The organism is Nonomuraea sp. NPDC003727 (genome assembly GCF_053586935.1).
Genome location: NZ_JBSFNE010000015.1, coordinates 1 through 13,933, shown reverse-complemented (window position 1 = coordinate 13,933; position 13,933 = coordinate 1). Strand labels below are relative to the sequence as shown.

The following is a 13,933-nucleotide window of genomic DNA, read 5'->3' as shown; positions in this document are numbered from 1 at the left end:
GCGCTACGAGCGAACCTCATCCGTCAGTTCCCGTCAGCTCCAGCAGCTTCGTCACGGTGTTCCAGTTGCGCATCGTGCCGGTGTTGTCCGACCTCTTCTCCAGCAGCGGCGGCAGTTTGGGCCGGGCCAGGCCGTCGGGGAAGTCGATGTACAGTTCCCGCTCGCCGACCCGCATCACCTCGGGGGCGTAGTCGGCGGGGTCGATGCTCTCCAGTTCCTCGCGGTCGGGCGCCCGCGACAGGAACACGACCGCGAACCTGGCCGGGTCGCGCACCTCGAGGGGGTTGCGCTCGACCACGGCCCGCAACTCGGCGGCCGTGCGCACCATCACCGCCACCGGCGGCTCCAACGCGCCGCCGATCGCCTTCTCGATCCGCTCCCTCGGCTGCGGCTCGGCGGTGAAGACGGCGTTGCCGCTGCGCAGATGGGTGCGGACCGCGGTGTAGCCGAGGTCCTCCAGCATCGCGCGCAGGGCGGCCATGTCGACCTGGGTGCGGGGGTTGACGTTGATGCCGCGCAGGAAGGCCACGTATCGCATGTCTCGCACGGTACGCCGCATACCTGACAGCTCCTGGCAGGTAGGACGGAAAGCAGGGAGGAGCGGGCGGAAAGGCGGACGGCCACCGGGTCAGCCCGGTGGCCGTCGTGCCTGCCGTACGGGACCGCCAGGATCCCTACGGAACGATGTTGACCAGCTTCGGCGCGCGGACGATGACCTTGCGCGGCTCGCCCGGCACCAGCGCCCGCACCTTCTCGGAGGCCAGTGCCAGCGCCAGCAGGTCGCCCTCGGAGATGCCGGGCGAAACCTCCAGCCGGTCGCGGACCTTGCCCGCGACCTGGACGACGCAGGTCACCGAGTCCTGCACCAGCAGCGCCGGCTCGGCCACCGGCCAGCCCGCGTGGAAGACCGAGCCGCCACCGCCCATGCGCTCCCAGCCCTCTTCGGCGGTGTACGGCGCGACCAGCGACAGCATGACCGACAGCGCCTGCGCGCCCTCGCGGACGGCCGGGTCGGCCGCGCCGGGACCGGAGTCGATGGCCTTGCGGATGGCCGAGGTCAGCTCCATCATGCGGGCCACCGCCACGTTGAAGCGGTGTGTCTCGACCAGCTTGGTGACCTCGTCGACGGTGCGGTGCGTGAACTTGCGCAGCTCCAGGTCGCCGCCCTCGAAGGAGACGCCCGGCTCGCTCGCCACCTCGGTGAAGACGCGGAAGGCCCTGGCCAGGAACTTCTGCGAGGCGGCGGGCGAGACGTCGGCCCAGTCGATGTCGTCCTCCGGCGGACCCGCGAACACCATCGTCAGGCGGACCGCGTCGACGCCGAACGCGTCGATCTGCTGGCCCAGGTCGACGCCGTTGCCCAGCGACTTGGACATCGCCTTGCCCTGGTTGATGACCTGGCCCTGGTTCAGCAGCCGGGTGAAGGGCTCGGTGAAGTCGACCATGCCCATGTCGTGCAGGACCTTGGTGAAGAACCTGGAGTACAGCAGGTGCAGCACCGCGTGCTCGACGCCGCCGACGTACTGGTCGATCGGGCCCCACTTGCGGACCTTCTCCACGTCGAAGGGGCCCTCGGTGTAGGTCGGGTCGGTGTAGCGCAGGTAGTACCAGGAGCTGTCGACGAAGGTGTCCATCGTGTCGGTGTCGCGCTGGGCGGCGCCACCGCACTTCGGGCACTCGACGTTGACCCACTCGGTCGCGCCGGCCAGCGGGGAGATGCCCTTCGGCGCCAGCGCCTCGCCCCGCAGGTCGGGCAGCGTGACGGGCAGCTGGTCGTCGGGGACGGGCACCTCGCCGCAGTCGGGGCAGTGGATGATCGGGATCGGGGTGCCCCAGAACCGCTGGCGGGACAGCAGCCAGTCACGCAGGCGGAAGTTGACCGTGGCGGTGCCGGTGCCGCGCTCCTCCAGCACCTCGATGATCTTGGCGATCGCCTCGGCCTTGCTCAGGCCGTCCAGCGGGCCCGAGTTGACCAGCTGGCCCTCGCCGGGGGTCGCGATGCCGGTCTCGCCCGGGTCGGCCATGCCGGTGTGGACGACCACCTTGACCGGCAGGTTGAAGGTGCGGGCGAAGTCGAGGTCGCGCTGGTCGTGCGCGGGCACGGCCATGATGGCGCCGTGGCCGTAGTCGGACAGCACGTAGTCGGCGGCCCAGACGGGGATGCGCTCGCCGCTGACCGGGTTGATCGCGTAGCGGCCCAGGAAGACGCCGGTCTTCTCCTTCTCGGTGGACAGCCGCTCGATGTCGCTCAGCTTGGCGACCCGGCGCCGGTAGACCTCGAAGGCCTCCCTGTGGATGTCGTCGCAGATCTCGTCGGCCAGCGCCGAGTCGGCGGCCACCACGAAGAACGTCGCGCCGTACAGGGTGTCGGGGCGGGTGGTGTAGACCGTGACGGGCTCGTCGCGGCCCTCGATCTCGAAGCGCACGTCCGCGCCGGTGGAGCGGCCGATCCAGTTGTTCTGCATGGCCAGCACGCGGTCGGGCCAGCCGCCCTGCAGCTGCTCCATGTCGTCCAGCAGGCGCTGCGCGTAGTCAGTGATCTTGAAGTACCACTGGGTCAGCTCGCGGCGGACGACCTCGGCGCCGCAGCGCTCGCACCGGCCGGCGACGACCTGCTCGTTGGCCAGCACGGTCTGGTCGTTGGGGCACCAGTTGACCAGGCCGCCCTTGCGGTAGGCCAGGCCGCGCTCGAAGAAGCGCAGGAACAGCCACTGGGTCCACTTGTAGTACTCGGCGTCGCTGGTGTGCAGACGCCGCGACCAGTCGAAGGAGATCGCGTAACGCTTGAACGAGGCCGCCTGGGTCTCGATGTTGGCGTAGGTCCACTCCGCGGGGTGGGCGTTGCGCTTGATCGCCGCGTTCTCGGCGGGCAGGCCGAAGGAGTCCCAGCCGATGGGGTGCAGGACGTTGTAGCCGCGCTGGAACCAGTAGCGCGCCACGACGTCGCCCAGGCCGAACGCCTCGGCGTGGCCCATGTGGAGGTCGCCAGACGGGTACGGGAACATGTCCAGCAGGTAACGCCGCTCCCGGGTGTCGGCGGCGTCCTCGCTCGCCCGGAAGGGGTCCTGCTCCTCCCATCGCTGCTGCCACTTGGCCTGCAGCGCCTGCGGATCGTACTCACTCACGGCGGTTTTCCTTCGGTTAAAAGATGTGACCCATAAGAAAACCCCTCGTTCCCGCAACGAGGGGTCGCCGCGACGGCGGGAGTTCAGCTCGACGGCCGTCGCGGCCCGCTAAGCAGCTGGGTCGCGGAACGCACGTGTCAAGACTAGCGCAGCCGACAACCGCTCGTCTTCCGTGGAAAGCCATGTCCGGGCCGGGATCCCCGGGCACAATGGACGCTTCCGCTCCTGCGAGACCGGATGGTGATGTATGCAGCGCTTCCCGGCCGCGCCCAGTTCGGTCCTCGCGCTCCACACTCGAGTATCTACGCCCCGTGTGACCTCTTATGTCCCTTTAGTTTACTCTCGTCACCGTGGCGCGCTCAGCTGAGCCCGGATGGGACCCCGACGGCCTGCCCATGCAGGACCCGCCGACCGATCCCACTGGCTTCTCACGTTTTGCTGCGGAACCACCGGCTTCGCATGAGATCATGCCGGGTGCGTCCAATCCGGACATAACCTCGGGAGGTACGGCAGCAATGGCAACGGAGAATTCCGGAGCGTCACCCTTGCCGCCGTCCTGGCCCGACGTGCCGGCGTCGCGGCCCGACGCCCGCGACGAGCGCGGCCCCGGCGCGTGGTCCGACACGTCACGTCACGAGCCCGTGCCGACCGCGTGGCCGGAGGCCTCCCGCATCGAGCCCGCGTCGGGATCGTGGCCGGAGGCGCCTCGCGCGAACGGCTCGGCCCCCGCGTGGCCCGAGCAGGCGCCGCCCGCCCGCGAGCCGCTGCCCGCCTGGTCGAACCTGTCCACCCCGGCGCCCTGGCCGCCCAGGGACTCCGCCGCGGCGCCGCCCGCGCCCGACCCGCTCGGCGGCATCGACCCCGCCGACCCGCTCGGCGCGGGCACCAGCCCCTCGCACCCCCGGCTCAACCCGCCGGCCGGCAACCCCGCACCCGGGGGCCACCCGGGCGGCCCCGTCCAGAGCGGCCCCGTTTACGGCGATCCGCGCCAGGGCGCGCCGGCGCAGGGCGGCCCGCTCCATGGCGATCCTCTCCATGGAGGTCCGCATCAGGGCGCCCCGCTCGGGGCCGACCCCAGGACGATGGGCGCACCGGCCGGTCACCCGCAGCCGGGCGGTCACCAGCAGGCAGGCGGTCCGCTCATGAACGCGGCCGACGCCGCGGGGCCTGCCGCGCCCGGCCCGATGACGGGCGTCCCCGGCGAGCAGCGTCCCGGCGCCCAGCTGAGCCGTGACCCGTCCGACCCCGACAACCGATTCGTCACCGCGGGGCAGATCAGCGGCTCGCGCACCCCGCCGCCCGAGCGCCAGCAGGAACTGTGGAACACCGTCTTCGGCGACGGCGACGAGGAGGCCATCGGCGCCGAGGACAGCGACGACGACGGCCCCGGCAAGCCCGTCTGGATCTACGCGCTGGCCGGCTCGATCGGCATCGCGCTGGTCGCCGCGCTGCTGTGGGCCTTCCTGGCGGGCCCGCTGGCCAAGGAGACGTCGGCGTCGCCCGCCGCCGAGCCGTCCCCGACGGCCTCGACCGCCAAGCCGCCCACCAAGAAGCCGTCCGTGGGACGTCTGCCCAGGTTCCAGGGCACCCCCTCCCCCGTCATGGGCGTGACCGCCGATTCCACCGCGGGGATCTCCGTGCCCAGGCTCGGCGGCCCGTGGAAGGCCGACGTGCGCACCACCATGAAGTCCACGTACGGCTACAGCACCCGCCAGTTCTCCCCCGCCGGCACCGACGCGTCGGGCAAGCCGGTCGTCGCCCAGGTGATGACGGGCCCGCTGCCCGCCAGGCTGGCCGGCACCTACTCCTCCCCCGACGACCTGGAGCCGGTGATCAAGGCCGTGGTGGTGTCGGCGCGCAAGCTGTACTTCGCCACCCCGAACATCGCCAGGAAGACCGCCACCCAGACGCTGAAGGTCGGCGACCTGCCCGCCCAGCTCAACGCCTACGAGGTGACGGTCGACGGGGCGAAGACGACCGTGGTGGCCGCCGCGATCAACACGGGCGCGGACGTGCCCGCGATCGTCTACATGTCGGTGCCGTCGGAGCACAAGGAACTGCTTCCCGACATCAACAGCGTCTTCAAGCAGATCAAGCCGACCGCCGCTTCCTGACCTCACGCCGGGGAGAGCCAGGAGGCGGGGACGGCCGGGCCTGACGGCCTCAGAACGTGCACTCCATGTGCTTGATGCCGTTGATGAAGGCCGAGTGGAGCCGGTCGGGCTTGCCGCCCTCGATCGCGGGCACACGGCGCAGCAGCTCGCGGAACATCACCGTGATCTCCCTGCGGGCCAGGTGGGCGCCCAGGCAGAAGTGCGGGCCCGGCCCGCCGTAGCCGACGTGCGGGTTGGGGCTGCGGGTGATGTCGAAGGCGTGGGGGTCGGTGAAGACGGCGGCGTCCCTGTTGGCCGACCAGTAGAACAGGACGGCCTTCTCGCCCGCCCTGTAGAGGTGCCCGTTCATCTCGACGTCGCGCGTCACCTTGCGGCGCATGAAGTTGACCGGCGAGGCGAGCCGGACGATCTCCTCGACCGTGCCCGGCAGGTGGGCCTCCATGTCCGACAGCAGCAGGGCGCGCTGGGCGGGGTTCTTGGTGAGCAGGCGCAGGCCGTAGGAGATGGCGTTGCGGGTGGTCTCGTTGCCCGCCACGACGAGCAGGATGAAGAAGGAGCCGAGCTCCTGCAGCGTCAGCCGCTCGCCGTCGAGGTTGGCGTTGACCAGCGCGGAGGTCAGGTCGGACGTGGGGTGGTCGGCGCGGTGGGCGGCCAGGTCCTGCACCAGCTGCTGCAGCTCGAAACCGGCGTTGAGCAGGCGGGTGGCGACGTCGCCCACGTCGGAGCCGATGTACTCGGGGTCGAAGCCGCCGAGGATGAAGTTCGAGCGGTCGAAGACGAACTGGTAGTCCTTCTCCGGGATGCCCATCATGTCGCAGATGATCTTCAGGGGCAGCCTGGCGGCCACCTCGGTGACGAAGTCGCAGCCCGGGCCCTTGGCCAGCAGGTCGTCGACGATGCGGGCGGCGGCCGCCTCCACGTCCGCCTCGAACTGCCTGATCATCTTGGGCGTGAAGGCCCTGGACACGATACGGCGCAGCCTGGCGTGCCGCGGATCGTCCATGTTGATCATCGAGCCGAAGTACTCGGTGAACTCGGGCGGCATGTCGGGGATGTTGGTCGCGCCGCCGTCGCCCGAACAGAAGACCGCGGGGTTGCGGCTGGCTTCGAGGATGTCGGCGTGCCGTACCAGGGCGTGGTAGCCCGGACCCTTCGGCGCGAAGGACACCTCCATCTCCTCGAAGAAGACCGGCCCGTCGAGCGCGCGCAGCCGGGCGAACGCCGCCTCGCGCTCGGCCATGGGCAGCGCCCAGAAAGCCTGGTCAGACAGGTCGAAGTCCACGAGCCTCATGGGCACCATGGTTGGCGAAAGTGACTACTTACGTCAAGATTATGTGCGCGTTCGACAAGATCTGGAGCCCACGTTCGTCTGTTACGGCATCCACGCGGGCGATCACCGCCCTGCAGCGTGGAGGTATGAGATCTGATGTGGTGATCACCGGGCTGGGCGCGACCACCCCGCTGGGCGGGAACGTGGCGACGACGTGGGAGGGGCTGCTGGCCGGCCGCTCGGGTGTCGGCCCGACGGAGTGGGACCTGCCCGCGCGGATCGCGGCGCGGCTGACCGACGACCCCGCCGAGGTGCTCGGCCGGCCGCTGGCCCGCCGCCTCGACCGGTGCGAGCAGGTCGCGGTGGTGGCGGCGCGGGAGGCGTGGGCGGACGCCGGCCGTCCCGAGGTCGACCCCGTACGGCTGGCCGTGGTGATCGGCACCGGCACCGGCGGCGCGGTGACCATGCTCGACCAGGACGACATCCTGGAGAAGGAGGGCGTGCGCAGGGTCTCGCCCCACACCATTCCCATGCTCATGGCCAACGGCCCGGCCGCCTGGGTCAGCATCGAGCTGGGCGCGCGCGGCGGCGCCCACGCTCCGGTCAGCGCGTGCGCGTCGGGCTCGGAGGCGATCGCGATGGGCCTCGACCTGATCAGGCTGGGCCGGGCGGACGTGGTCGTCGCCGGCGGCGCCGAGGCGTGCGTCCACCCGCTGACGATGGCCGCCTTCGCCCAGGCCAGGACGCTGTCGAAGCGCAACGACGAGCCCACGCGGGCCTCCAGGCCGTTCGACGTGAGCAGGGACGGCTTCGTCCTGGGCGAGGGCGCGGGCCTGGTGGTGCTGGAGCGGGCCGCGTTCGCCGCCGCGCGCGGCGCGAGGGTGCTGGCCACGCTGGCGGGCGCGGCGGTCACGTCGAACGCCGTCCACATCACCGCCTCCGCCGTCGAGGGCCAGTCCAGGGCGATCACCACGGCGCTGCGGGAGGCACGGCTCGATCCCGCCGACGTGGGGCACGTCAGCGCGCACGCCACCTCCACCCCCGAGGGCGACCCCGTGGAGGCCGAGGCGATCGCCGGCGCGGTCGGCCGGCACCCTTCGGTGACCGCGATCAAGTCGATGATCGGCCACCTGTGCGGGGGCGCGGGCGGCGTGGCGACGGTCGCGGCCGTCCGCTCGATCGTGGAGGGTGTGGTGCCGCCCACCATCAACGTGGAGAGCCTCGATCCGGCGATCGAGCTCGACGTGGTGCGCGGGACGGCGGCGCCGCTCCCTCGCGGGGCGGTGCTCGTCAACGCCTTCGGCTTCGGCGGCCACAACGCCAGCCTGGTGCTGGGACGCTAGCCGCGATCTCCCTCTCCCCTCCGTCCAGCACTCGCCCTCCTCCTCGAAGACCCTCGTCCCGAGGTCGGCAGGGGTGGTGAAAACACGTTGAGCCGGGTGCGCGGCGCCCGCTAGGTTCTGCGCGTGACGTTCTTCTTCCGACGTTGACGACCCGCCGGCGGGCCGCGGCCGCTCTCGCGAGCACCGGCCCACCGCCGGTGATGCGGGACGGCATGCCGCCGCCCCGGGTCGCGACGTGGGAGAAGACAGGTGCATACGCTCCTGGTGGCCAGGACGGTACGCGGCCTTGAGCCGCTGGTGGCCGAGGAGATCGGCGGTGCGGAGCGCTTCCGGCACCGCGAGGTGTGGTTCAGGCGGGGCGTGCCCGATCCCGGTGTGCTCGAGCTGCGAACGGCTGACGACGTGCTGCTGGCGGGCACGGTGGCCGGGCGGGTGGGGCACACCAAGGCCGCGCTGGACCGCCTGCGCGCGGCCGCCCGCGAGGTGGACGCCGCCGCACTGGTGTCGCTGAAGGCGCTGTTCGGCGGCTCGGCCGAGGCGAAGGCGCTGTCCGAGGTGGCAGGGCTGGAGGTGTCCGCGTCCTTCCTGGGCAGGCGCACGTTCACCCGCTACGACATCGAGGACGCCGTGGGCGCCGAGCTGGCCGCTCGCCTCGGCGTGCCGTACCACTCCAGGAGGCAGGGGCCGCCGCCGCCCTGCGCGTTGTCCTGGCGGGTCAGCGTGGAGGGCGACGAGGCGGTGATCGGGCTGCGGATCGCCGGCAGGCCGCTGCACCGCAGGCCGTACAAGATCGGCACGGTGCCGGGCACGCTGCATCCGCCGGTGGCGGCGGCGATGGTCAGGCTGGCGGGGCTGGAGCGGGCGCGCACGGTGCTGGATCCGTGCTGCGGGGCGGGCACGACGCTCATCGAGGCGCGCGCGGCGGCCCTGTCGGCCCGTTATCTCGGCGCCGACCTCAGCCCCGCCGCGGTGCGGGTGGCCGCGGGCAACGCGGCGGCGGGCGCCGGCGCGGGGATCGGGTGGCTGGCCGCTGACGCGGGCCGGATCCCGCTGCCCGCCGGCAGCGTGGACGTGGCGCTGGTCAATCCGCCGTGGGAGCGCCAGGTGGCCGCGGGCGGCTTGCTCGCCGCCGGCCACGACAGGTTCTGGAGCGAGCTGCGGCGGGTGCTGAAGCGGCCGGGCAGGGTCGTCGCCCTGCTGCCGGAGCTCGTCCGGCCGCCGGGCTTCCAGGTGGACAGGGCGATCCGGGTGAGCCTCATGGGCAGGCACCCGGTGATCGCGGTGCTCAGTCCTCCAGCCAGGCGAGGATCAGGTCGTTGACCTCGCGGGGGCGTTCGAGGTGCAGGAAGTGCCCCGCCCCCGCGACCTTCTCCATCCGCGAGCCCGGCGGCAGGTGGGTGAGCGCGTCCTTGGCCAGGTGCTCGCCGAGGCAGCCGTCCTGGGCGCCGTGCAGGTAGAGCACGGGCCGGTCGGGCGCGGGCGGCTCGGGGAAGCGGCCCGAGGGCGGGGTGGTGCCGAGCATGGCGCGGTAGTAGCCGATCGCGGCGGCGAGGTTGGCCGGCGCGCCGATGCTCCGCCTGACGAACTCCAGGTCTTGGGTGGCGTCGTAGCCGGGCGACCAGTCGCGCCAGAGCCCGTCGAGGAAGCCGGGGGTCGCGGCGGCGCTCTCGGCCAGGCCGGTCTGGAACAGGAAGATGTAGAAGGAGCGCTTGAGCTGCGCGTAGTCGAAGAACCCGGACAGCAGGGCGCCGACCGGCGGCACCGCCATGGCCACCGACCTGCGGAAGCGGCCGGTCGTGCCGTACACGGGAAAGGCGCCCCAGTCGTGCCCGACGACGACGGCCCGCTCGTCGCCGCCCAGTTCCTCGTGCAAGGCCAGGACGTCGGCCACCAGCGCGGCCGCCTCGTAGGCGCCGTCGGCGGGGATCTCGGTGGGCGCGTAGCCGCGCAGGAACGGCGCCACCGCGCGGTAGCCGCGGCCGGCCAGTTCGGGCATCAGGTGGCGCCAGGTGTGCGCGGTGTCGGGGAAACCGTGCAGGCACAGCGCGAGGGGGCCGTCGCCGCACGTCAGGTAGGCGAACTCCAGCCCGTTGGCGTGGACGGCCCCGATCTCGATGGCGGTCATGTCGTCGCTCCCCTGCCGGTCGGTCAGTACGCGTACGTGAGGTGCTTGACGCCGTTGATGAAGTTCGACAGCAGGAAGTCGGGCTCTCCCACGGCACGGATGCCGGGCAGCCGGGTGAACAGCTCGCGGAACATCACGGTCATCTCCCTGCGCGCCAGGTGGGCGCCGAGGCAGTAGTGCGGCCCGGGACCGCCGAAGCCGACGTGCGGGTTGGGGTCGCGGGTGATGTCGAAGACGTCGGGGTCGGTGAAGACGGCCTCGTCCCTGTTGGCGGAGTTGTAGAAGAGCAGCACCTTGTCGCCCTTGCGGTACATCCCGTGGTCGCGGGTGACGGTCCTGCGGAACTGGATCACGGGGGTGGAGTAGCGCACGATCTCGTCGCACGCCTTGGTGATCCGCCCGTCGAAGTCGGCCATGAGGTGCTCGCGCTGCTCGGGATGGTCGGTGAACAGCTTGAGCCCGTAGGCGATGGCGTTGCGGGTGGTCTCGCTGCCCGCCACGACCAGCAGGATGAAGAACGAGCCGAGTTCCTGCGGGGTGAGCCGTTCGTCGCCGTTGACCAGCAGGCTCACCAGGTCGCCGGTGGGCCGCTTGCGCCGCTCGTCGCCGAGGGCGGCGGCCAGCCGGTTGAGGGAGTGGCCCGCGTGCAGGAGCTTGCCGAGCCCCTTGGCGACGTTCCAGCGGCTGAAGTCGGGCCGGACGCCGGTGTACTCGGGGTCGGCGTTGCCGAGGATCACGTTGGTACGGCGCAGCACCATGTCATGAAATTTCGCCGGAATCCCCATCATGTCGCAGATGACGCGGACGGGAAGCCTGGCGGCGATCTGCTCGACGAAGTCGCCAGGTCCCGCCTCGACCGCCTGGTCCACGATCTCGGTCGCCGCCACGGCGAGGTCGTCCTCCATCTTCGCCAGGATGCGCGGCGTGAACGCCCTGGAGACGATCCTGCGCAGCCTGGCGTGGCGGGGGTCGTCCATGTTGATCATCGAGCCGAAGTAGACGGCGAGCCAGCGCGGCATGTCGGGGATGCTGTTGGAGCACGGCTCGCTGCTGAACACCTCGGCGTTACGGCTGGCCTCGACCACGTCGGCGTGGCGGACCAGCGCGTAGTAGCCCTCGCCCGCGCCGATGAAGGGCACCGGGTTCTCCTTGACGAACACCGGCCGGTCCAGTTCGCGCAGCCGCCTGAAGGCGGCCATCCGCTCGGCCTGCGGAAGACCCCAGAAGGGGATCTGCGACAGATCGATGTCCATGCCGTCCATCGTTGGCGCAAGTGTTCACTTACGTCAAGGGCCCACACCGTCCCGCCAGTGTGGCGCGTACGTCACCCGGCCCGGCTCGTCCATATGCATCTGTAACCTTTGTTACCTACCGGTCGGTATGTGGTTCCTGCCAAGATGGCGCGCGTAGGAGTCAGCGCGAGGGAGGAAGGCCTGCCCATGCTCAACCTGTCGATCGTCCTCGAGGACAGCGCTCGCAACGCCCCTGACGACACCGCCGTCGTCTTCGGCGATCTGCGCCTGCCGTACTCCATGGTCGAGACGATCGCCAACCAGGTGGCGAACCTGCTGGTGGCGCGCGGCGTCGGCAAGGGCGACAAGGTCGCGCTGGCCTGTCCGAACGTACCGTACTTCCCCTTCGTCTACTTCGGCATCCTCAAGGCGGGCGCGACGGTCGTGCCGCTGAACGTGCTGCTGCAGGCCAGGGAGATCACCTACCACCTCGACGACAGCGACGCCAAGGCGCTGTTCTGCTTCGAGGGCACCCCCGAGCTGCCGCTGGGCGAGCGCGGCAAGGCGGGCTTCGAGGCCGCCGAGGGCTGCGAGCACTTCTTCGTGCTGCCGGCCACTCCGCTGGCCACCGAGTCGGAGTACGGCGAGTCGATCTGGGCGGCGCTGAACGGCATGCCGGGCGAGTTCCAGACGGTGCAGACCGCCCCGGAGGACACCGCGGTGATCCTCTACACCTCGGGCACCACGGGCCAGCCCAAGGGCGCCGAGCTGAGCCACCAGAACATGCTCATGAACGCCATGGTCGCCGACGAGATGTTCCCCCGCACCCCCGGCGGCGACACCTACCTGGCCGTGCTGCCGCTCTTCCACTCCTTCGGTCAGACCGTCGTGCTGAACACGGGCTTCCGCAGGCGCGGCACGCTGGTGCTCATGCCGCGGTTCGAGCCCGGCGCGGCACTGGAGCTGATCCGCAAGGAGAACATCACCTTCCTGGCCGCCGTGCCGACGATGTTCTGGGGCCTGCTGACCAAGATCCACGCCGACGGCGTCGAGGCGCCCTCCTCCCTCAGGCTCGCCGTGGCCGGCGGCGCCTCCTCCCCCGTCGAGGTGCTGCGCGACTTCGAGCAGACCTTCGGCATCGGCATCCTGGAGGGCTACGGCCTGTCGGAGACCTCCCCGGTGGCCAGCTTCAACCAGCTCGGCCGGCCGACCAAGCCCGGCACCATCGGCACCCCGATCTGGGGGGTGGAGATGAGGCTCGTCGACAACGACTGGAAGACGATCGAGGGCGAGGGCCCCGGCGAGATCGCCATCCGCGGCCACAACATCATGAAGGGCTACTACAACCGGCCCGAGGCGACCGCGGAGGTCATGAACGACGGCTGGTTCCGCACCGGCGACATCGCCACCCGCGACGCGGACGGCTACTACGCCATCGTCGACAGGGCCAAGGACATGATCATCCGTGGCGGGTTCAACGTCTACCCGCGCGAGATCGAGGAGGTCCTGATGACCCACCCCGCGGTCTCGCTGGCCGCGGTCGTGGGGGTCCCGCACGAGTCGCACGGCGAGGAGGTCAAGGCGTACGTCATCCGGGCCGCGGGCGCCGCCGCCACCGAGGCGGAGCTGGTGGCCTGGAGCAAGGAGAACATGGCCGCCTACAAGTACCCCCGGATCGTCGAGTTCCGCGACGACCTGCCGATGACCGCCACCGGCAAGATCCTCAAGCGCGAGCTGCGCTGAGGCGGACCGGGCCGCGGGGGCGTCCCCGCGGCCCACGGTGATATCTTCCTTAGTGCAACTCTTGCACGAGACAAGGAATCCCCCGATGGAACCCAGCGTGGTCTTCCGCCACTACCTCAGCGCGGTGGTCCTGCACAGCCTCGCCAGCGCCGAGGCGGCGGGGCTGAACGCCACCGACCTCTACGCGCTCAACACGCTTGAGCTGTCAGGTCCGCTCACCTCGGGCGAGCTGGCCGCCCGTACGGGCCTCACGACGGGCGCGACCACCAGGCTGATCGACCGCCTGGAGCAGAGCGGCTACGTCAGGCGGGCCGCCGACCCCGCCGACCGGCGCAAGGTGATCGTCGAGGCGTCCGGCAGGCCGGCCCGGCTGGACGCGGCGCTCAGCGGCGCCCGGCAGCGGCTGGCGGAGCTGCTCGGCGGCTACACCGAGGAGCAGCGCGCCACGCTGTTCGACTACTTCGGCAAGGCGGCCGGCGCCTTCCAGGAGGCCACCGACGAGCTGACGGCCACCCGCGGGTAGGGCGCTCCCTACCGGCGAAACGGGTGCGCGCGGGGGAGATCCGCCCGCGGGTGATCCAGAACACTGGACGCATGCCCACCACGCAGACACTCCCCGCATCCGTCAAGGCCTCCTCCACCCTCTGGTTCGCCGCCGTCGGCGCGGGCGCCTTCGAGGCCACGCTCGCCGTCGGACAGGCGCTGTCGGCCGGCACCCCGTTCGCCGCCCTCGCCGGCGGGCTGGCCTTCCGGCTGGCGGTGTTCGCCGGGGCCGTCGCCCTGGCGGCGAGCCTGCGCCGCGGCCACAACTGGGCCAGGATCGCGCTGGCCCTCACCCTCGGCGTCTTCGGCACGCTGTCGCTGGTGATCGAGCCCGTCCGGTGGTTGCTCGCGGGCAACTCCGTCGCCGACTTCTACGCCTCCGCCGGGCCGCTGACCTACGTCTTCACCCTCAGCCGCGTGCTGCACCTGGCGGCGGTC

At 71.3% G+C, this 13,933-nt stretch carries 11 protein-coding genes; 6 read left to right on the top strand and 5 right to left on the bottom strand.

Annotated elements, in window-relative coordinates; translation table 11 throughout:
* Positions 1–16 precede the first annotated feature (16 nt).
* On the bottom strand, positions 17–538 hold the full coding sequence (locus ACWDLG_RS33160; protein WP_449927764.1) for a DUF1697 domain-containing protein: 522 nt from the start codon (positions 536–538) through the stop codon (positions 17–19).
* A gap of 136 nt (positions 539–674) precedes the next feature.
* Positions 675–3,125 (bottom strand): leucine--tRNA ligase, encoded by a 2,451-nt coding sequence (leuS, locus tag ACWDLG_RS33155; RefSeq protein WP_449927762.1) that lies wholly within the window; start codon positions 3,123–3,125, stop codon positions 675–677.
* A gap of 545 nt (positions 3,126–3,670) precedes the next feature.
* On the opposite strand from leuS, the gene ACWDLG_RS33150 reads away from it, so the two are divergent.
* Positions 3,671–5,239 (top strand): hypothetical protein, encoded by a 1,569-nt coding sequence (locus tag ACWDLG_RS33150; RefSeq protein WP_449927760.1) that lies wholly within the window; start codon positions 3,671–3,673, stop codon positions 5,237–5,239.
* A gap of 49 nt (positions 5,240–5,288) precedes the next feature.
* Here the strand turns inward: ACWDLG_RS33150 and ACWDLG_RS33145 are convergent, their stop codons facing one another.
* Positions 5,289–6,530 carry a cytochrome P450 gene (locus ACWDLG_RS33145; protein ID WP_449927758.1) on the bottom strand — a complete coding sequence of 414 codons (1,242 nt, stop codon included), beginning with the start codon at positions 6,528–6,530 and terminating at the stop codon, positions 5,289–5,291.
* Positions 6,531–6,655: 125 nt separating this feature from the next.
* On the opposite strand from ACWDLG_RS33145, the gene ACWDLG_RS33140 reads away from it, so the two are divergent.
* Entirely contained in the window at positions 6,656–7,852 is a 1,197-nt protein-coding gene (locus tag ACWDLG_RS33140; protein ID WP_449927756.1) for a beta-ketoacyl-[acyl-carrier-protein] synthase family protein, read from the top strand.
* 249 nt (positions 7,853–8,101) lie between these two features.
* Positions 8,102–9,172, top strand: coding sequence for a methyltransferase domain-containing protein (locus ACWDLG_RS33135; protein WP_449927754.1), 1,071 nt, complete (start codon positions 8,102–8,104; stop codon positions 9,170–9,172).
* Here ACWDLG_RS33135 and ACWDLG_RS33130 read toward each other — a convergent pair.
* Both ACWDLG_RS33130 and ACWDLG_RS33125 read right to left on the bottom strand, forming a co-directional pair.
* Positions 9,138–9,977 (bottom strand): alpha/beta fold hydrolase, encoded by an 840-nt coding sequence (locus tag ACWDLG_RS33130; RefSeq protein WP_449927752.1) that lies wholly within the window; start codon positions 9,975–9,977, stop codon positions 9,138–9,140. The two genes, ACWDLG_RS33135 and ACWDLG_RS33130, sit on opposite strands and share 35 nt — an antisense overlap.
* A gap of 23 nt (positions 9,978–10,000) precedes the next feature.
* Positions 10,001–11,230, bottom strand: a complete 1,230-nt coding sequence (locus ACWDLG_RS33125) for a cytochrome P450 (RefSeq protein ID WP_449927750.1) — start codon at positions 11,228–11,230, stop codon at positions 10,001–10,003.
* Positions 11,231–11,416: 186 nt separating this feature from the next.
* On the opposite strand from ACWDLG_RS33125, the gene ACWDLG_RS33120 reads away from it, so the two are divergent.
* The 3 genes from ACWDLG_RS33120 to ACWDLG_RS33110 form a co-directional block, all read left to right on the top strand.
* On the top strand, positions 11,417–12,952 hold the full coding sequence (locus tag ACWDLG_RS33120) for a long-chain-fatty-acid--CoA ligase (protein WP_449928021.1): 1,536 nt from the start codon (positions 11,417–11,419) through the stop codon (positions 12,950–12,952).
* A gap of 85 nt (positions 12,953–13,037) precedes the next feature.
* On the top strand, positions 13,038–13,475 hold the full coding sequence (locus ACWDLG_RS33115) for a MarR family winged helix-turn-helix transcriptional regulator (RefSeq protein WP_354916654.1): 438 nt from the start codon (positions 13,038–13,040) through the stop codon (positions 13,473–13,475).
* Between the two features lie 71 nt (positions 13,476–13,546).
* The coding region (locus ACWDLG_RS33110; RefSeq protein ID WP_449927748.1) for a hypothetical protein at positions 13,547–13,933 on the top strand (387 nt) is incomplete at its 3' end.